Below are 18,954 nucleotides of genomic sequence, written 5' to 3'. Positions count from 1 at the left end.
GAATTTTTGCAGAAAACAAACCGATTCAATTAGTCACGGCCCCGGCGGCCGCCACCCCCGCCACCGCCGCTATTGCCCCCACCGTACGACGGAGCCGAATACGAAGGCTGGCTGGGCTGGCTGTAGGTGCGCTCCTGCCGGGGCTGCTCGTAGCTGCGCTGCTGCTGCGGCTGCTCGAAAGTGCGCTGGGGCTGCTCATAAGTACGTTGCGGCCGCGACTGCTCGTAGCTGCGTTGCGGCTGCTGGGTCATCTGGCCGCCGTTGTTGGCCGGCTGGTCGCCGCCCAAGCTGCGGAAGAACCCACCGCGGCGCCGCTCTCCCTCCACCGGCTGCGGAGTGGCCATGGGCTGTGCCTGGCCGGCTTGCGCGTTCACGTCGGCGTTGCGCCACCGGCCGCGAACGTTGTCGCGCCCATCCTGGCTCTGCGCGGGCGCTATTTCGGGCTGGCGGGAAATAGTGGCCGGTTGGCCCATGTCGCCGTATTGCGGCTGTGCTGAACGGTCGATGCGCTGGGGGCGGTTGAAGCCACCGGTGCTTTGTTCCTGCGCCGGGGAAGCGGTGACGGAGCCGGCCTCGCCGCGCCCACGGTTCCGGTCAGGCGTCACGCCACCGGCCGTCGAGTTGGGCTGGGTCGCCATCTCGCTACGCATCCGCCCGCCGCTGGCCGGCACCGGAGCCGACGTGGTACCGCCGCTCACGCTGGAAGCCGAAGCCCGGCCTTCCGAGGCCCGGTCGGTGCGGTGGCCGTAGGTGCGGCCGTTGCCACGGTTGTCGTAGCCGTTGTTGCCGTAGCTGCCGCCGTTGTAGCTGTTGCCGTAGTAGCCACCGCGGCCGTAGTAGCCGCCGTAGAAGGGGCCACCGTAGTGGTAAGGCGAATAGAACGGGTCGTAGAACCCGCCGTAGCCGCCGTAGCCATAGCCGAAGGGCGAGTAGCCATACCCAAACGAGCGGCCGTAGCCAAACCCTATGCCGATGCTGATGCCCGAGCGGTAGCCATAGCCAAACGGGCTGTAGAAGGGGCTATAAAACGAGCTGTAGAACGGGTCATAAACCCCAACGCAGGGGTAGGGCGAGAAGCCGCAGGCGCCGCCGCCCCAGCCGTAGCCATAGCTTCCGGCGTAGCTCAGGGTGGTGTAGGGGCTATACGGGGCGTAGTAGCCCAGGCCCGGGCTGGTGGGCACGCCCTTCATGTAGGTGTACGTGTTGTCGTAGTACTGGTCGGAGCCGCTGCCCTGACGGGCCGATGAGCGGGCCGGGCTGCCGTTGTAGTCGGGGTTGGCGGCTTCGTCGGCGTTGGCCGGCACTGGCGCGGCAGCCACCACGGCTGTGGTGCGGTCCTTCGAGGAGTAATAGACCCCGTCGTCTTCCGACGTGGCGAGGCCGGCGGTGCTCGCGCAGCCACCCAGCGCGAGCAGGGCCAGGGCGGGCAACAAGGCGGTGAGTGTGTTTTTCATGACGGCAAAAAGGTGAGGGTGGGTAGCTGTTGTAAAGTAACGCACTATACGGTGGAAGCAGGATGAAGAGGCTAATAATCAGCCCCCCTTCGGCCCAAAATACTGGTAAGCCGGGAGCGGCGTCTACCGGAAAGTCGGTAGGGCCTCGGGGTGGCCGGGCCGGGCTGGCCCCGTATGAGGTACGCGTATTCCTAACGTAATTTGACCCCGAAACGGTGCCCCTGGGTTAATTCAAATGTTGTACCAGAGTTGGAACTTTTTCGATTACTCCTTCAGATGCCTTTTATGAGCAAAAAGTTGCCTACCCGCCAAGAAGATTATTCTCTCTGGTACAACGAGTTAGTGAAGCGTGCTGGCTTGGCCGAGAACTCGGCCGTGCGTGGCTGCATGGTTATTAAGCCCTACGGCTACGCCATCTGGGAAAAAATGCAGCGCCAGCTCGACGACATGTTCAAGCGCACCGGCCACGAAAACGCCTACTTCCCGCTCTTCGTGCCCAAAAGCCTGTTCGAAGCCGAGGAAAAAAACGCCGAAGGCTTCGCCAAAGAGTGCGCCGTAGTGACGCACTACCGCCTGCAGACCGACCCCGACAAGCCGGGCAAGCTCCGCGTGGACCCCAACGCCAAGCTGGAGGAAGAGCTAGTGGTGCGCCCCACCTCCGAGGCCATCATCTGGAACACCTACAAAAACTGGGTGCAGAGCTACCGCGACCTGCCGCTGCTCATCAACCAGTGGGCCAACGTGGTGCGCTGGGAAATGCGCACCCGCTTGTTCCTGCGCACGGCCGAGTTTCTGTGGCAGGAAGGCCACACGGCCCACGCCACCGCCGAAGAAGCCGTGGCCGAAACCCGCCAGATGCTCGACGTGTATGCCGAATTTGCCGAGGAGCACATGGCCCTGCCCGTGGTGAAGGGCGTGAAAACGCCCAACGAGCGGTTTGCCGGCGCCGAAGACACCTACTGCATCGAGGCGCTGATGCAGGACGGCAAGGCCCTGCAGGCCGGCACCAGCCACTTCCTGGGCCAGAACTTCGCTAAGGCCTTCGACGTGCAGTTTTCGAACAAAGAAGGCGTGCGCGAGCACGTGTGGGGCACTAGCTGGGGCGTGAGCACCCGCCTGATGGGCGCCCTCATCATGGCCCACTCCGACGACGAGGGCCTGGTGCTGCCGCCCAAGCTGGCCCCCATCCAGGTGGTCATCGTGCCCATCTACAAAACCGGCGAGCTGGATGCCCTCATCGAGCGCATCCGGCCCATTCAGCAGGGCCTCATCGCGCGCGGCATTTCGGTGAAGCTCGACAGCCGCGACACCGAGCGGCCCGGCTTCAAGTTTGCCGAGTGGGAGCTGAAGGGCGTGCCCGTGCGCCTGGCCATTGGCGCGCGCGACCTCGACGCCGGCATGGTGGAAGTGGTGCGCCGCGACACCAAGGAGAAAATGAGCCTGCCCCTGGCCGACATCGTGGCCACCGTCGACCAGCTGCTAACCGACATCCAAACCAACATTTACAGCAAGGCCCGGCATTTCCGCGACACGCACACCACCCGTGTGGACAGCTACGACGAGTTCAAGCGCATGCTGGACGAGGAGCCCGGCTTCCTGCTGGCCCACTACGACGGCACCTCCGAAACCGAGGAGCGCATCAAGGACGAAACCAAAGCCACCGTGCGCTGCCTGGCCCTGGCCGAGCCCGACGAGGAAGGCATCTGCATGGTAACCGGCAAGCCGAGCCCGCGCCGCGCGTATTTCGCCCGCGCTTATTAATTAGACATAGCTGCTGCATTTATTCTTTCGAGTGACGGCAGCGGCAGTCAGGCTAACCAGCTTATGCATGGTTTGAGCCGCAGTGTGGTAAAGGGCTCATAACGAGTTCATCGCCACGCTGCGGCTCTTTTTTTATGGCCCTACTCAGCGAGCAAGACTATGCCCAAAGCCAGCTTGATTATTTATATTTCTACAAATTATTTAATTTAATTGGTATGAATATTGTTCTTTCAAATTATCTTTGACCATGAATCTGCCGTGTTACAACGCGGCACAAACCCTTTCTCCTATGCGCAAACTTCTGCTCGCAGCCCTCATTTTCCTGGCAGGCAACGCCTATGCCCAAACCTCCATTACCATACCCAGCAAAGCGGCAAGCAAGCTTGAAAAGCTGCTTAAGCAAACGCAGGACGCCGTGGTAGTGGGCAAGAAGGCGGCAATTCTGCCCGTAGAGGCCCGCCCGATGACCAACCGCATGCTGGCGCAGTCCACTTCGGATTTTCTGGCCCTCGCCACGCGCACCAATCCCACCAAGGAGGCCTTCCTGCAAAGCCTCGACGCCGGACTGAGCCGCATCAACCCGCTGATGAAAACCCTGGAGGACCGCCAGCAAACCGCCTCCTTCTACCAGGACCTGCTCGACCTGGTGGGCATCGAAAGCTCCGAAGGGCGCCTCACCGCCTTTGTTGAAGCCGAGGCCACGGCCAAGCAGTAAGCGCTTGGCCTTCCAAACGAAAAGCCCCGGTGCCAAGCGGTACCGGGGCTTTTCGTTTGGAAGGCCAAGCGGCGCGCGGCGCGCTATTTCTTGGTAATCGTGAATTCCACGCGGCGATTGCGGGAGCGGGTTTCCTCCTGGTCGTTGCTGGCAATGGGCTTGGTGCCGCCGAAGCCTTCGGTGGTGATGCGGCCGCCGTTGATGCCGTGGGCCACCAGGTACTTCTTCACCTCGTTCACGCGGTCCTGGCTCAGCTTCAGGTTCAGGGCGGGGTCGCCCTGGTTGTCAGTGTGGCCCGCAATCTTGATTTCCACCGTGGGGTAGTCCTTCATGATGCGAATGAGGCGCAGCAGCTCGGGATAGGAGCTGGTGTTGAGGTAGTACTTGCTTTGCTGGAAGAAGATGTTGTTCAGCTTCACGGTCTGGCCCACGTCGAAGGGCACGAGGTACAGGTCCTGCTTCTGCTCCGAGTACTTGTCCTTGGCCGTCACGTCGAGGTTAGCGTTTTCGGCGATGTAGCCTTTGGCCTCGGCGCGCATGCCGTACTGCACGCCGCTGGGCAGCACAATGGTGTAGGAGCCGTCGCGCGGGTCGGTTTCGGTCACGCCGATTTCCTCGCCCGTGAGCAGGTTTTCGTAGTGAATGATGGCGCGGATGGGCTTCTTGGTGTTCACGTCGAGCACCTGGCCGGTTACCAGCGTCACCACTTCGGGCTGGAAGGCGGGGGCCAGCGAGATGCGGAAGATGTCCTTCGAGCCGTCCACGCCATTGCGCGACGACACGAGGTAGGCATCCTGGCCGGCGGCCGAGATGGTGTAGTAAGCGTCGAAGTCGGGCGAGTTCACCACCGGGCCCAGGTTGCGCGGGGTGCTCCAGTTGGTCCAGGTATCGTCGAGGCGTTTGGTGTAGAAGATGTCGGACTTGCCGTAGCCGCCGCGGCCGTCGCTGGCGAAGTACAGCGTCTTCTCATCGGCCGCCAGGAAGGGCGCAAAATCCGCGCCGGCAGTGTTGATGGTGCGGCCCAGGTTGAGCGGCTTGGTCCACTCGGTTTGGGCTTTCACGGTGGCCACGCCCTCGGGCAGCTTGTCCACTTTCGGGAAGCTCACGTACAAATCCTGGCCGCCGGCGCCGTCGTTGCGCTGCACGGCCATGAGCAGAGCCTTGCCCGAGGTGGCCAGGAAGCCGTCGATGTGTTCGGGGTCTTTATTGTAGAAGTCGTCGATTTCTACCTTCACCGGCTTGGTCCAGCCGCCGGGGGTTTGCTTGCTCATGCTGAAGCCCTTGGGCTGCATCAGGCCGTCTTCGTACACCCCGATGAGCAGGGCCGACCGGCCGTTGGCCGATACCGAGGCCAGGCCGTTGGGGTCTTCGGGGCTGTTGCTGGGCTCGGCCATGTTCTTGGCCAGGCTCCAGGTTTTGTTGCGGCCCGATACCAGCTTCGAGTACCAGATGTCCTGCGGGTCGCGCCCGCCGCCCACGTTGCCGGGGTGGTTTTGGCGGGCGAAGTAGAGCGTGCGGCCGTCGGGCGAAATCACGGGGTGCGTGTCGACGTAGCGGGTGTTGATGTTGGGCCCCAGGCTCACCAGCGACGAGTCAAACTGCGTCGACTTCACCGCGTCGGGGCCCTTGGGCTCCGTGAAGTCCTGCTTCACCATGGTGGAGGCCACGTCGGCCACGCCGATGGCGTCAATCTGGTTCACGCCTTCCACTTTGGCCGTGTTCATGTACACCTTCACGCCCAGCGTGCGGTAGTCGGCCGCGGGGAAGCGAATTTCCAGCGTGCGGAAGGTTTCGGGCAGCGGGCCGGGGTTGGCGTTGGCGTACACCTCGTGGTGCTCGCCCTTGGTGTCCACCAGCTCCACTTTGGTAATGGAGCCGGGGTTGAAGTTCTCGATGATGGTAACCTGCTGGGCCGCGATGGAGCGGGCAAAGCGCACCTCAATGAATTCATTCGGCCCCTCCTTGCGCGGAATCCAGGCGTCGTTGCTGATTTGGCCCAGCGGCAGGGCGTTGGGCACGCCCAACACCTGGTTGGGGGAGAAGGGGTCTTTGCCTTCCGACTTGTAGGACGATACCGCGACGAGGCGGGCGGCCCACTGCACGTGCTGGGCCAGGGCCGGCGCCGCCGAGAGCAGCAGCGCCGCGGGCACTGCCAATAAGGAGTTTCGGATAAGATAATGATTCATTGTAGCGGCAGGATGAAAAACTAGCAACAGGAGTAGGTTTGGCAAATAACGGCAATAGGAATGGAACTGGGAAGAAGTTTGCTGCAAATCACCTCTTGAAAAAGGATTTGCAGCGCCTGCCGCGCGAATGTATTACCTTCCCGAAACCGTTCCGTGAGGCACTATTTTGCGGGGCATGGCTGCGTGGCAATTCAAGGTTTTTCGGTGCGCGAAAGGTGGATGGAGGCGGGTTGCCGGCCCCTCATTCGGCGTGCCGTGGCCGGACTGATTTTATTGTTTTTCCTAGTGCCGGCCCCACGCGCCGCGGCGCAGGTAGGGGCCACCACATTCGGCCCGGTGTTCCGGGGCCTGCGCCCGGCCGGGGCCGACACGGCCCTGTTTTTGCTGGCCCGGGCCCGGCGGGTGGGCGTGAGCACCTTTGTGCAAACCAGCGCCGCGCTGGGCTACCTGCAGCTGGGGCCGCGCCAGCAGCTGCGCTACCGCGTGGGGAGTGACTGGATTTACGACTCGCGCGGCACCCCGCCCTTCGTGCGCCAGGACTACGGCGCGGATGTGGCCCACGTCTTCACGCTTGATGACGCCCAGCACTGGCAGCTGGGCCAGCAGCTGCACTACGACCAGAGCCGCGCCAACGCCACGCGCACCGGCCTGTGGCTGGGCCGCTTGGGCTACCACCGCCGCCTGCGCCCCGCCAGCCCACTCGACACCCTGAGCCAGCTGCACCTCACGGCCCTGGCTGGCCTGGCCACCGACCACCGCAATGGCCGCTCCGACGCCGGCGTGGCCCTGGGCTTCGACGCGGCCGCGCTCTATTTCCTCAACGGCACGGCCGCGCCGCCGCTGGCCGTGCGCGTGCTGGGCACCCGCGCCCAGCTGGGCCCGCGCACCCTGCAACGGCTGGTGGCCGAGGCTGCCGGTGAGCAGGCTTTTCTGGAAAATGCGCCACTGCTGGTGCAGGGCCGCCTGGGCTACCGCACCAACCGCGCCGAAGACTACCTGCTGGGCTCGGTGCAGCGCATTCAGTCCGACACGGTGCTGGCGCAGGCCGGCGCCACCTACAAGCTGAGCGAATACGCCACGCTGCGCTCCGACAACAGCGTGCTGCTGCCCACCCGGGCCTTTCGGTACCGGCGACTGAGCGAGCGGGCCGACACTTTGCAGGACGTGGGCTACCGCCAGCGCGAAATCGACACCCGGCAGGAGCTGCGCTTTGCCCGGCCCCAGCTGCAGGCCAGCATCGCCTTCAACTACCGCGAGCGCACCCGCGCCTACTACCTCGACAACTCCCGCCGCCTGAGCGCGCCCCGCCTGGCCGCGGCCCTGGCCCGCGAGCAGGTGAAGGACATCACCGAGCAAACCATTCTCTGGCAGGGCAACCTGACCTGGCTGCCCACGGCCCGCCACGCGCTGGCGCTGCTGGGCAGCGCCCAGCTGCTGCGCGTGGACGCCCCCAGCAAAGACAACCAGCAAATCCGCGACGAGGCCCAGCACCTGGCCCGCCTGACGTGGACCGGGCGCTGGGCCGGGTCCTTCCGCACCACGCTGGGCGTGGCCGGCGAATACCGCCAAACAGTGTTCATCCGGGCCGGGCTAAGCGCGGAGAATTACGCCGACCACCTGCTGCATTGGGAGCCGGGCTTCACGTGGGCGCCAGGCAAGTGGAGCATCCGCTCGCAGTACCACCTGTGGGTGAGCTACCAGGTGCGCGACCAGGCCACCGAGCAGGCCCGCAACCGCGCCAGCCGCGTGCTGGAGCAAACCCAAAGCCTCAGCTACCAGCTGCGCCCCCGCCTGCTGCTGCTGGCCGACTACGTGCGCCGCGAAAACCGCGTGGGCCAGCTCGACTGGACCCGCTTCCGCGAAAGCCCCCTCGATACCAGCGTGACGCACGACCTCAACATCGGCGCCCGCCAAAGCTGGGCCGGGCCGCGCGGCAGCACCAGCCTGCGCCTGGGCTACCGCCTGCTGGAGCAGCGCAACTACGGCCGCGCCGCCCTGCTGCCCGACGCCTCGGCCCTGAACCCCGCCAGCAGCCTGATTTACTTGCACAACATCACCCGGCAGCAGGGGCCCGAGGTGGCCGTGGAGCGCCGCGCCACGGCCGGCTTCAACCTCGCGGCCAGCCTGTGGCTGCAGTGGCTGCGCACCTACTCCACCTACGCCGTGGGGCGGGGCAGCTACATCGGCACCAGCTACGCGGCCGCGGATTTGGAGCGCGAAACCAACCGGGTGCTGCCCTACTTCGAGCTGACGGCAGAATGGCGCCTGGGGCGGCGGTAGTATTTTAGCTAAAGGCATTGAAATACAGCAAAATCGGCTACCTTGCTGTCGGCAAGCGACTGCTTGCCCGGCGGCCATCCAGTCGCCGTTTCGTCCCCCTTTCCCATTTTTTATGATGCAGTTCTCTACGTTTTCCCGAACCGCCGCTGCCGCTTGCGGCGCCAAGCGCTGGCTCAAGGCCAGCATCTACGGTTGCCAGTTGGTGGTCGATGGCGCGGTGCAGGCTACCCAACGCGTCGTCATTCAGTAAAGCCACCAAATGTTGCACCGATTTTACCGTAGCGCCGTCCTCGTGGCGGCGCTGCTGGGTGTGGCCTTGCCCGGCCGCGCCCAACTGCTGACGCAAACCGTGTGGGAAAACTTGGCGCCCCGTTCGCCTGATGCTTCGCAGGCCGCTTACCTGCGCGTGTTCTCCTACCGGGGGCAGTATCTGGCCGGCGGTTGCGAAGGAGTGCAGGCGAACCTGGGCTGGCCGGCGTACCTGGGGGCGTACGGCGCGGGCGGGCAGGTGGTGTGGCAGCACCGGGCCAGTGACATGTTTACCTGTGAGCAGGCGCTGCTGCCTTGGGGGGCGGGCTTTGCCTTCGTGGGCACGGCTTATGTGCCGGTTGGCAGCGTCAACGTGGCTGTGCCTTTCCTGGAATGGTTCACGGCCGGGGGCGTGTCGGTGCGCAAACAGGTGCTGCCCATGGCCCAGGTGCGTACCACGCCCAGCAACGCCCTGCGCGAGGCCGACGGGGGCTTCACGATGACGGGCTTCGGCTACGACCCGGGCACCCCGTCCACGGCCGACACCGATGTCTACACGCTCACGCGCACCGACTCGCTGGGCAATGTGGTCTGGACGCGGGTTTACCATTACCCGGTGCGGGCCATCCCTTACCCCAACGAAGTGCTGCGCACGGCCCGCGGGGGCTACCTGCTCACCGGCTTTGCCGGCTACCTGGCGCCCGGCACGCGCGCCGGCTACACCAACCGGCCCTGGCTGGTGGAAACCGACGCGGCGGGCACCCAGCTGCGCCAGGCCACGCTGCCCGTGGCCGCTTCCCTGGAAGCCAAGGCCCAGGTGCTGCGCACCTTCAACAACACGCTGCCGCTGGCCGGTGGGGGCGCGTACGCCCTGGCGGGGTGGGCCGACTCGGTGCAGGGCACGAGCGCGCGGCGCTGGGGGTACGTGGCCTGCTTCGACACGGCCCTGCAACTGCGCTGGACCACGCGCCTGCCCGCCCGCCGGGGCGGGGCCCAGCGCCCCACGCGGGTGCGGCAGCTGCCCTCGGGCGCGCTGCAGGTGCTCAGCTTCACCGAACGGCAATCGCCCTACCTGTACCTGACCACGCTCAATCCGGTGACCGGGGCCATCGTGCGGGAGGAGGAGTTTGCGATTGGCGGGATGTACGCGGTGGGGGTGTGGGACTGGCAGGCGCAGGCCGACTCCTCGATAGTGGTGGCCGGCTCGGCCGAGCGGCTGACGGCCCGCGGCGGGGCCGGCCCCCAGCAGGCTTGGCTGGGGCGCTACAAGCTGGTGGCGCGCCTGCCCACGGCCGCGGCCAGCACAATGCGGGCGGGCGAACCGCTGCGCGCATACCCCAGCCCGGCCGGGGCGGGGGAGGCCGTGCGCGCGGTGCTGCCAGCGGGCGCCGGGGCGGGGCGGCTGCTTGTGCGCGACGCGCTGGGCCGCACCTTGCGGGAGGTGGCCGTGGTGGCGGGCACAACTGAGGCAACGCTGCCGGTGGCCGGGCTGCCGCCGGGGCTCTACCTGGTCGAACTCGTGCCCGAGCAGGCCGACCAACCCCGCGCCGCCGCCCGGCTGGAACTGCGCTGAGGAGGGATAAAAAGGAAAACACGTCATGCTTCGGCTACGCTCAGCATGACGTGTTTTTTTATTCTCTCTTCTACCTCATTATCCGTTCTTTTCCCTGCCTTCCCGCCATCCTTTAACCTCAACCCATTCCCGCCCATGGCCGCTCCCTACCACGACCTTTACGAAAATCATTTTGCCAACATCCGGTGCAGCCGGGCCACATTTCTGGGCTTCCTGAACTACACCGCCACGGCCACCGCCGCCAGCCCCCACGCCGCCCTCAAGAAGCTGAGCGCCGACCTGCAGGCCGCCGCCCAGGCCCTGGCTGGCAGCGTGGTGGCCCGCGAGGGCCAGGGCGCCACCGGCCAAACCCTCACGCGCTCGAAGAAGGACGTGCTGCGCGCCATGCGCGTGTTTGCCCAGGACGCCAACGCCGTGAAGCTGGTGCCCACCTACCGCCAGCACCCCGAGAAGCTGAAGGAGTTGCTGCCCCAGGGCCTGATGCACCTCACCGACGCCAACGCCGAAGACCTGCCTAGTTCGGGTGGTGGGTGCCGACGGCGCCGGCGTGGGCCCTGCCCAGCGGCTGGTGGTGCAGCCCTGACGCAGCGGCAGCTGAATACGTCTTCTGCTTCCCGGCCTTTGCCCGGAATCGACTGGCTGGCGGAGGCCCGTGGCTCTGCTCCGCTAGGGAGCAACCCAGGCCACGGTGTCGCGGCGCAGAGCGTAGCGGCCCGGTTTTAGTTTGGGGGTGCAGCCGATGCAGAGGTCGTAGCCATTGCAGCGCAGGGCCTTGCTGCTGCGGGGCCGGCCCACCCAAAGCGCCCCGTAGCGGGCCTGAACGGCTTGCGTTGATTCGTAGTAATGGCGGCTGTTGGGCTCGTCGTGGCCGTACCATTCGTCAACGTAGCGAATAGGCGCTTCAAATACTTTGCGCGCCGTCGCTTCGCACTGGTAAATGGTCAGGGTCTGGCAAGCCGTGCCCCCGCCGGTCCCGTAGGCCTGCACCTCGCTGGTGACCAACAGTTCCGCCCGGTCTCGCCCGTCAATATTGGCCGTGTCGAGGGCCTGCACGTTGGGAAAGCTGCCCACCTCCTGCCAGGCCTGGGCAGCCGCTGGCCGGTAAAACACGGTTGCGAACGGTTCGCCCCGCTCGGGCGCCAGCAGATAGCAGCCACCGGTGACGGTGGCCCTTGGGAGGACGTACGCAAAAGAATCAACCCCCGCAAACAAGCCGGCAGGAGAGCCCGTGGGCACGGGCAGCGCGGCGGCATCCAGCGGCCCGGGCTTGCTTTCGCAAGCGCCCAGCAAGCCAGCTGCGCCTAGCCAGACCAGCCACCGGCTTCTTGAAAACGGGGCCTGCGCCGCTGCGGCTGCCCTGGCTCCAGTCGCTCTCATCAAGCCGTCACCCGCTCCGGCAGCCCGTCCAGCAAAGCCGTTAGCTCCCGGATGAACCCTTCCGTGGCGGCCCGCCGCCCGGCCTCGGGGGCGTCTTTCGATTCCACCACTTGCAGGTGGGGCACTACCCGGGCAGCGCCCACCAGGTTCAGGGAAGGGCGCAGGCGGTGGGCCACGGCGGCCACGGCGGGCCAGTCGGCGGCGGCCAGGGCGGTGCGTAGCTCCGCCACGCTGGCGGGCGTGTTGGTGTGGAAGGAGGTGAGAATGCGGTTCATGAAGGCCACGCTGCCGTGGGCCGTTTCGCGCAGCAAGCCCAGGCTGTAGAGCGGGGCCGTGGCGGCGGACGCCGATGGGGTAGGCGGGGCCGCTACGGGCGCGGGCTCAGGCGGTGCAGGAGCCGCGGGTTCCGGTTCGGCGATTACCGGCTCGGGTGCCTTGGTTTTGGGCAGGGCGCTGCCGCCGGCCATCAGCGAGGCCAGCTTGCTGAGCAGCTCGGCCTCGTCGAAGGGCTTGGGCAGCGTGTCGTTCATGCCGGCGGCGGCGTACTTCTCGGCATCGGCCCGGAAGGCGTTGGCCGTGAGGGCCAGGATGGGGGTGGCCGCCTTGGTGGGCTCGGCGTGGGCGCGGATGCGGGCCGTGGCTTCCAGCCCGTTCATGCCCGGCATCTGAATGTCCATGAGCACCACGTCGTAGCGGTGCAGCTCAAACAGCTCCAGGGCCTCGATGCCGCTGGCCGCTTCGTCGACGATGACGCCGTGGCCTTCGAGCAGCAGCTGAGCCACTTCGCGGTTCACGGGGTTGTCTTCCACCAGCAGCACGCGGGCGCCGCGCACGGCCGCCTCCTGCACCGGCACCTGCGGGGCCAGGGCCGCGGCGCGGGCTTCGGGGCTGGCCTTGGGCAGGGTGGTGATGAAGGAAAACGAGCTGCCCTTGCCCAGCTCGCTTTGCACCGTGAGCTTGCCGCCCATTTGCTGCACCAGGGCCCGGCTGATGCTCAGCCCCAGGCCGGTGCCGCCAAACTGGCGGGTGGTGTCGGCGTAGGCCTGGGTAAACTCCTGAAAAATGGTTTCCAGCTTCTCGGGCGCAATGCCGATGCCCGTGTCCGTCACCCGGAACTCGGTGGTGAGGGTGTCTTCGGTTTCGCTCACAAAGTAGCCGCCCACCGTGATAGTGCCGCCCACGGGCGTGAACTTGATGGCGTTGGAAAGCAGGTTGATGAGCACCTGGTTGAGGCGGTAGGAGTCGCCCAGCACCCAGGGGTGGGGGCAGGAGTCGCGCAGCAGCGTGCCCACCACCCGAATGCCCTTCTCCTGGGCCTGAATGGCCAGCGGCTGGCCTGCGTGTGCCATCGAGTCGCAGAGGTTGAAAGCCGATTGCTCCAGCTCCAGCTTCCCGGAGGTGATTTTGGCCATGTCGAGCACGTCGTTCACCACGTTCAGCAGGTGGCGCCCCGAGTGCTGAATGATGGCCGCGTAGTTGAGCTGCTGCTCGTTGAGGCCGGTTTTGGCCAGTAGGCTGGTCATGCCCAGCACCCCGTTCAGGGGCGTGCGGATTTCGTGGCTCATGTTGGCCAGGAAGTTTTCGCGGGCCGTAGCGGCGGCTTCGGCCGCGTGCTGGGCCTGCTTCAGGGCCGTGATGTCGGTGCTCACGCCCAGCACCTGGGTGGTACCGTCGGCCGGCACCAGGGGGCAGCGCACGGTTTGGTACCACACCGTCTCGCCGTTGGCCAGACGCATCGAAAACTGCGTGGTGAGCGGCTCGCCGGTGTTGAGCACCTGCTGGTCGGCCAGAATGGCTTGCTGAATTTCCTCCTTGCTCATGGCCGCTTCCATCGACACGGCCTTGCCCACGTCGGCAATGTGCTGGCGCTGGCGGCGCATCTCAGCGTTCTCAAAAATGGTGCGGCCCTCGGCGTCGCGCACCCAAATCAGGTTGGGGTTGAGGTCGAGCACCAGGTTGGTGAAGGCCTGCTGGGCGTCGCGCTCGGCTTCGCTCTGCCGGCTGCGGGCCTCGGCCTGCCGCCGCACCGTGATGTCGAAGCCGTAGCACAGCACCTCGCGCAGCCCGCCATCGGGCCCAAACACGGGCTGGTAATAGCACAGCCAGTACAGGTTGGGTTCGCCCTCGGGGCCGGGCCAACGCTCCTCCCAGCTCACCAGCTGGCGGCTTTGCACAGCCCGCTCAAACAGGCGGCGGCGGCGCGTGACCACGGCGCCGGGCAGGCCCACGGTGGCCGCATGGTCGGCAAACGACCGGCCGATGCGCGCCTGGCGCGCGGCCGGGTCGGGCTCGGCGTAGGGGTTGATGTAGCGGTAGCGCTGGTCGGGGTCGAGCACCGTCACCACGGCCGGCAGGTGGGCCAGCACGGTTTCATAAAACTCGCGTAGCTCGTCGTTGCGCTTTTCGGCCTGCCGCTGGTCGGTCACGTCGGTGAGGTAGAGCAGGGCCGTTTGCTCTTCCAGCAGCGGCACCACGTGCAGCACGAAGTGCTGCCCGTTGGCCACCACTTCGCGCCGGCCCACCTCGCCGGTGCGCAGGGCCTGGGTGGCGGCGTGCAGCAGCTGCGGCCGCAGCCGCGAGGGGCCGTTGCTTTTCAGCTCATGGGCCAGGGCCTCGGCGGCGGGGTTGGCATACAGCAGCTGGCCGCTGGCGTCCAGCCGCAGGGAGGGGTTGGGGTTGAGTATCGGCACCTGCGCCAGGGCGTGCAGGCGCTGGGCTTCGGCTTCGGCCAGCTCGCGGCGCGCGCGCTCGGTGAGCAGCAGCTCTTGCAGCTCCGCTACGTCGGTGGGCAGGGTGGGGGAAGGCAGGGCGTCAGTTTTCACCCTGTAAATATGATGACGGCAGGGTTAATGGCGGTGAAGGAGCCTCGTTCTAGCGGGCGCCTCACCCCCTGACCCCCTCTCCCTAGGGAGAGGGGGCACCGGTTATGCTCCCAGCGTCTGGCTCCCCCTCTCCCTGGGGAGAGGGGGACGGGGGGAGGCGCCCGCCAGAACGAGGCCTTACAGCTCCTTACGCAGCCGGGCCACCGGAATGTTGAGCTGCTCGCGGTACTTGGCCACGGTGCGGCGCGCGATGTTGTAGCCGCGGGCGTTGAGCATCTTTTCCAGCTTATCGTCGCTGAGAGGCCGTTCCTTGCTTTCCTTGCCGATGAGGTCTTTGAGGATGCTTTTCACCTCGCGGCTGCTGGCGTCCTCGCCCGAGTCGGTGGCAATGCCTTCGGAGAAGAAGTACTTCAGCGGGTAGATGCCGAACTCGGTTTGCACCGACTTGGAGTTGGCCACCCGGCTCACCGTCGAGATGTCCATGCCTATCATCTGGGCAATGTCTTTCAGAATCATCGGCTTGAGCTTGCTCTCGTCGCCTTCCACAAAGAACTCCCGCTGCAGCTCCACAATGGCGTTCATGGTGCGCAGCAGCGTGTTTTGCCGCTGCCGGATGGCGTCGATAAACCACTTGGCCGAGTCTAGTTTCTGCTTCACGAAGGTCACGGCCTCCTTCATCTTGGCGTCCTTCTTGGCGGCCTTGTCGTAGGTCCGGAACATCTCGGTGTAGGCCGGGCTCACGCGCAGCTCAGGGGCGTTGCGGGCGTTCAGGGTCAGGTTCAGCACGCCGTTGTCGTTCGTCAGGATGAAGTCCGGCATCAGGTACTGCGTCTTGCCCAGGCCCGTGGGGCCGCTGCCGCCCGGCTTGGGGTTCAGCTTCAGAATGACGTTGATGGCTTCTTTCAGCTCATCATCTTCCAAATCGAGCCGCTGCTGAATGCGCGGGTAGTGCTTCTTGGTGAACTCCTCAAAGGTTTCGGTGAGAATACGCTCGGCATTCACGGTATTGTCGTCCTGCGGGCGGCGCTCCAGTTGCAGCAGCAGGCACTCGGGCAGGTCGCGCGCCGCAATGCCGGGCGGGTCGAACTGCTGCACCACGCGCAGCACGGCCTCAATCTCGGGCACGGTCACCTCCAGGTTCTGGCTAAAAGCCAGGTCGTTGGCAATGGCCGCTAGGTCGCGCCGGATGTAACCGTCGCCGTCAATGGAGCCAATGAGCTGCTGGCCAATGGCCTCCTGCCGCTCGTCGAGGTCGGCAAAGTGCAGCTGGTCCATTAGCGAGTCGATGAGCGAGGCGCTGGTGTCGGCTAGCGGGGTGTCGCGTTCTTCCTCCTCGCCGGGGCCGTCGCCCTGCATCTTGTAGCCCGCTATTTCGTCGTCGTTGAGGTAGTCGCTCAGGTCGAGGTCGGTGTTGTCGGGCGCGTCGTCGGTCGAGGCCAGGTCTTCCTTGGCCGCCAGGTCGGGCTCGGGCATTTCGTCGGCCATTTCCGAGTCGTTGCCGCTGCGGTCGTCAAAATCCTCGTCCAGCGTGTTCTCGTCGTTGTCGAGGCTGGCGTCGGGGTCGTCCGAGTCGTCGCTGTCGTCATCGTCGCGGTCCAGCTCCTCGGCGTCGTCAGATTCGTCTTCTTCCAGGGCCGGGTTCACCTCCATCTCCTCTTTGATGCGCGTCTCCAGCTCCGCCGTCGGGATTTGCAGCAGCTTGATGAACTGAATCTGCTGCGGGCTGAGCTTTTGGGAAAGGAGCTGTTTGAGGTCGAGGCGTTGCATAGTAACGAAAGTACGGAAAGGCGGAAGCGGAGGTCAATTTTACTAAATCTTGGCCTGAAAAGTTAGTTGGCAAGCGCCGCACAGTTCGAGTACCCCGAAGCTCCTGCTTCGGATTGGCAGAACGTCCATCGTTCGTCCGGGCCGAAGCAGGAGCTTCGGGGTACACGTTCACTGCCCTACCTTTGCCCTCTTACAATCCGCTCCCCCGCAAGTTATGTCCCTCAAACGGTCCACCGTCAAAGAGCTTCTGGCCAGCCAGGAGCTCGACCGCGAAGTCCTCGTCAAAGGCTGGGTTCGCTCCCGCCGCGGCAACAAGTACGTGCAGTTCATCATCGTGAACGACGGCTCCACCCTCCACACCATTCAGGCCGTGGCCGCCGCCGAAAATTTCCCCGAGGAAAGCCTCAAAGACGTGAGCAACGGCGCCGCCGTGGCCATTCGGGGTACGCTGGTGGCCTCGCAGGGCAAGGGCCAGGCGGTGGAAATCCAAGCCACCGAAATCATCGTGCTGGGCGCCGCCGATGCCGAAGCCTACCCGCTGCAAAAGAAAGCCACCTCGCTGGAGCACCTGCGCGACATCGCCCATCTGCGCCCGCGCACCAACACCTTCGGGGCGGTGCTGCGCATTCGGCACGCGCTGGCCTTTGCCATTCACGATTATTTCAACCGCCACGGGTTCTACTACGTGCACACGCCCATCATCACGGGCTCCGACGCCGAGGGCGCCGGCCAGATGTTCCGCGTGACCACGCTGCCTCCCGAGCACCCGCCCCGCACCGCCGATGGCTCGGTGGACTTCACCCAGGATTTCTTCGGTAAGCAAACCAACCTCACCGTTTCGGGCCAGCTCGAAGGCGAGCTGGCGGCCATGGCGCTGGGCAGCATCTACACCTTCGGCCCCACCTTCCGGGCTGAAAACTCCAACACCGCCCGCCACCTGGCCGAGTTCTGGATGATTGAGCCCGAAGTGGCCTTCAACGAGCTCGAAGAAAACATGGACCTGGCCGAGGACTTCCTCCGGAGCCTGGTGAAGTACGCGCTGGCCAATTGCGCCGACGACCTGCAGTTCCTCAACGACCAGTACGACAAGGAGCTGCTGGGCCGCCTGAACTTCGTGGTCGACAACGCCTTCCAGCGCCTCACCTACACCGAGGCCATCGATATCCTGAAAGCCGCCAAGCAGAAGTTTGAATTCCCCGTGGACTGGGGCACCGACCTGCAGAGTGAGCACGAGCGGTACCTGGTGGAGAAGCACTTCAAGAAGCCCGTCATCCTCACCAACTACCCCAAGGAAATCAAGGCCTTCTACATGAAGCTGGACGACGACGGCCGCACCGTGCGCGCCATGGACGTGCTGTTTCCCGGCATCGGCGAAATCATCGGCGGCTCGCAGCGCGAGGAAGATTACACCAAGCTCACCACCCGCATGGCCGAGATGCACGTGCCCACCGAGGACCTGGACTGGTACCTCGACACCCGCCGCTTCGGCAGCGCCCCGCACGCCGGCTTCGGCCTGGGCTTCGAGCGCCTCGTGCTGTTCGTGACGGGCATGGGCAACATCCGCGACGTCATTCCCTTCCCGCGCTACCCCAAGAACGCGGCGTTTTAAAGCCGGTCCGACAAGTATGCAAACAAAAAAAGCGGTTCCCACGGGAGCCGCTTTTTTGTTTGCGGCATGTACTAGGCGAAAAAGCTAAGTATTGCCATTCAATAAGTAAGCAATTTTAAATGACTACATTGACGTACTTTTTCATGCTTTCTTCATAAAGCCATAACGCTATGAATGCACTCGTTACCCTTTTCCAAAATCTGAAGCGGGCCAGCTTGGGGCTGCTGTTGGTGGCCGGCATGTCCGCGGCGCGGGCGCAGGCTCCGGTCACGGTCACTGCCACGGTTGGCACTGGCACATCGGCGTCTTCCACCAATGTCTTGCTGAGTACCAGCACTACCACCAACAAATACGCCCGTACGGTGTCCATCTTCTCCGCAGCTGAACTGGCGGCGGCGGGCGCGGTGGCCGGCAATATCGTGAGCATTGCCTGGTTGAAGGGCGGCACCGGCGAGCTGACCAGTGCCGATTCGCAGCTCAATGTGTACATGAAAAGTACTTCGGCTACGCTCCTGGCTCCTAACCCCGTGGACTGGGCTACCGAAGTGGCAGGTGCTACCGCCGTGTATAGCAACAACACGCTGTCGTTGCCCACCGGTGTGGGCTACAAAACGTTCACCCTCAGCACGCCGTTTGCCTGGAATGGCACCAGCAACGTGGAAGTGCTGGTCGACTGGTACCGCAACGGCACCCCCACCGCCGACATCAGCTGGCAGTACACGGCCGTGGGCACTACCGGCATTCACGCCACACAGGTGAACAGTTCGGCCATTCCCACGGTGCGCTTTGCCGGCAACCGGCCCAATACCCAGTTTGTCATCAGCCGGACCGGCCTGGCCGCCCGTGAAACGCGCGAAGCGGCCTTGGTTAGCCTCTATCCGAACCCGGCCCACGGAGTGGTGAACATTGCCATTCCGGCCGAACTAGCCATCCGGCCCGTTGTGGCCGCATTGTTTAACGCGCTGGGCCAGGAAGTGGGGCGCCAGGTCCTGCCAGCTACGGTCAACGGTGCCAAAGGCCAGGTTGACACCAGCCATCTCAAAACCGGCATTTACACTTTGCGCTTAAGCATGGGTTCAGGCACCATCGCGAAACGGTTGGTGATAGAATAAATCAGCAACTACGCAGCGTTAGAAAAGAAAAGAGCCGCCCTGATGGGCG

13 protein-coding genes are annotated in these 18,954 nt (G+C 64.9%); 8 read left to right on the top strand and 5 right to left on the bottom strand.

Annotation, left to right across the window (positions count from 1 at the left end; genetic code table 11):
- Positions 1-29: 29 nt before the first annotated feature.
- The gene (locus MTP16_RS03215; RefSeq protein WP_243520132.1) at positions 30-1,454 is read right to left on the bottom strand and encodes a mediator complex subunit 15 domain-containing protein; all 1,425 of its coding nucleotides are present in this window, start codon (positions 1,452-1,454) and stop codon (positions 30-32) included.
- Between the two features lie 285 nt (positions 1,455-1,739).
- Here MTP16_RS03215 and proS point away from each other — a divergent pair, with 285 nt between their 5' ends.
- Together proS and MTP16_RS03205 are read left to right on the top strand one after the other, a co-directional pair.
- A complete protein-coding gene (gene proS, locus MTP16_RS03210; protein WP_243515909.1) occupies positions 1,740-3,215 on the top strand; it encodes a proline--tRNA ligase in 1,476 nt (491 codons plus the stop codon).
- Positions 3,216-3,504: 289 nt separating this feature from the next.
- Positions 3,505-3,930 carry a DUF4844 domain-containing protein gene (locus MTP16_RS03205; protein WP_243515908.1) on the top strand — a complete coding sequence of 142 codons (426 nt, stop codon included), beginning with the start codon at positions 3,505-3,507 and terminating at the stop codon, positions 3,928-3,930.
- A gap of 83 nt (positions 3,931-4,013) precedes the next feature.
- Here MTP16_RS03205 and MTP16_RS03200 read toward each other — a convergent pair whose 3' ends face one another.
- Positions 4,014-6,116, bottom strand: coding sequence for an OmpA family protein (locus MTP16_RS03200; RefSeq protein WP_243515907.1), 2,103 nt, complete (start codon positions 6,114-6,116; stop codon positions 4,014-4,016).
- Between the two features lie 285 nt (positions 6,117-6,401).
- Between MTP16_RS03200 and MTP16_RS03195 the strand changes: the two genes are divergently transcribed.
- From MTP16_RS03195 to MTP16_RS03180, 4 genes are all read left to right on the top strand, one after another.
- Positions 6,402-8,396 carry a hypothetical protein gene (locus MTP16_RS03195; RefSeq protein ID WP_243515906.1) on the top strand — a complete coding sequence of 665 codons (1,995 nt, stop codon included), beginning with the start codon at positions 6,402-6,404 and terminating at the stop codon, positions 8,394-8,396.
- A gap of 112 nt (positions 8,397-8,508) precedes the next feature.
- Complete coding sequence (locus MTP16_RS03190) at positions 8,509-8,646, top strand: hypothetical protein (protein ID WP_243515905.1); 138 nt, start codon at positions 8,509-8,511, stop codon at positions 8,644-8,646.
- 9 nt (positions 8,647-8,655) lie between these two features.
- On the top strand, positions 8,656-10,218 hold the full coding sequence (locus MTP16_RS03185) for a hypothetical protein (RefSeq protein WP_243515904.1): 1,563 nt from the start codon (positions 8,656-8,658) through the stop codon (positions 10,216-10,218).
- Between the two features lie 135 nt (positions 10,219-10,353).
- Positions 10,354-10,941, top strand: a complete 588-nt coding sequence (locus MTP16_RS03180) for a hypothetical protein (RefSeq protein ID WP_243515902.1) — start codon at positions 10,354-10,356, stop codon at positions 10,939-10,941.
- Here the strand turns inward: MTP16_RS03180 and MTP16_RS03175 are convergent.
- The 3 genes from MTP16_RS03175 to rpoN form a co-directional block, all read right to left on the bottom strand.
- The gene (locus MTP16_RS03175) at positions 10,885-11,508 is read right to left on the bottom strand and encodes a hypothetical protein (RefSeq protein ID WP_243515900.1); all 624 of its coding nucleotides are present in this window, start codon (positions 11,506-11,508) and stop codon (positions 10,885-10,887) included. The two genes, MTP16_RS03180 and MTP16_RS03175, sit on opposite strands and share 57 nt — an antisense overlap.
- Positions 11,509-11,594: 86 nt before the next feature.
- The gene (locus MTP16_RS03170) at positions 11,595-14,417 is read right to left on the bottom strand and encodes a response regulator (RefSeq protein WP_243515898.1); all 2,823 of its coding nucleotides are present in this window, start codon (positions 14,415-14,417) and stop codon (positions 11,595-11,597) included.
- 177 nt (positions 14,418-14,594) lie between these two features.
- Positions 14,595-16,184 carry an RNA polymerase factor sigma-54 gene (gene rpoN, locus MTP16_RS03165; protein WP_243515896.1) on the bottom strand — a complete coding sequence of 530 codons (1,590 nt, stop codon included), beginning with the start codon at positions 16,182-16,184 and terminating at the stop codon, positions 14,595-14,597.
- Between the two features lie 214 nt (positions 16,185-16,398).
- On the opposite strand from rpoN, the gene asnS reads away from it, so the two are divergent.
- Together asnS and MTP16_RS03155 are read left to right on the top strand one after the other, a co-directional pair.
- Positions 16,399-17,793, top strand: coding sequence for an asparagine--tRNA ligase (asnS, locus tag MTP16_RS03160; RefSeq protein ID WP_243515894.1), 1,395 nt, complete (start codon positions 16,399-16,401; stop codon positions 17,791-17,793).
- Between the two features lie 170 nt (positions 17,794-17,963).
- Positions 17,964-18,905, top strand: a complete 942-nt coding sequence (locus tag MTP16_RS03155) for a T9SS type A sorting domain-containing protein (protein WP_243515892.1) — start codon at positions 17,964-17,966, stop codon at positions 18,903-18,905.
- The last annotated feature ends 49 nt before the right edge of the window (positions 18,906-18,954 follow it).

Source organism: Hymenobacter monticola, assembly GCF_022811645.1.
Classification (GTDB): domain Bacteria; phylum Bacteroidota; class Bacteroidia; order Cytophagales; family Hymenobacteraceae; genus Hymenobacter; species Hymenobacter monticola.
Note: the sequence above shows the minus strand (reverse complement) of the source record. Positions and strands in the feature narration are given on the sequence as shown.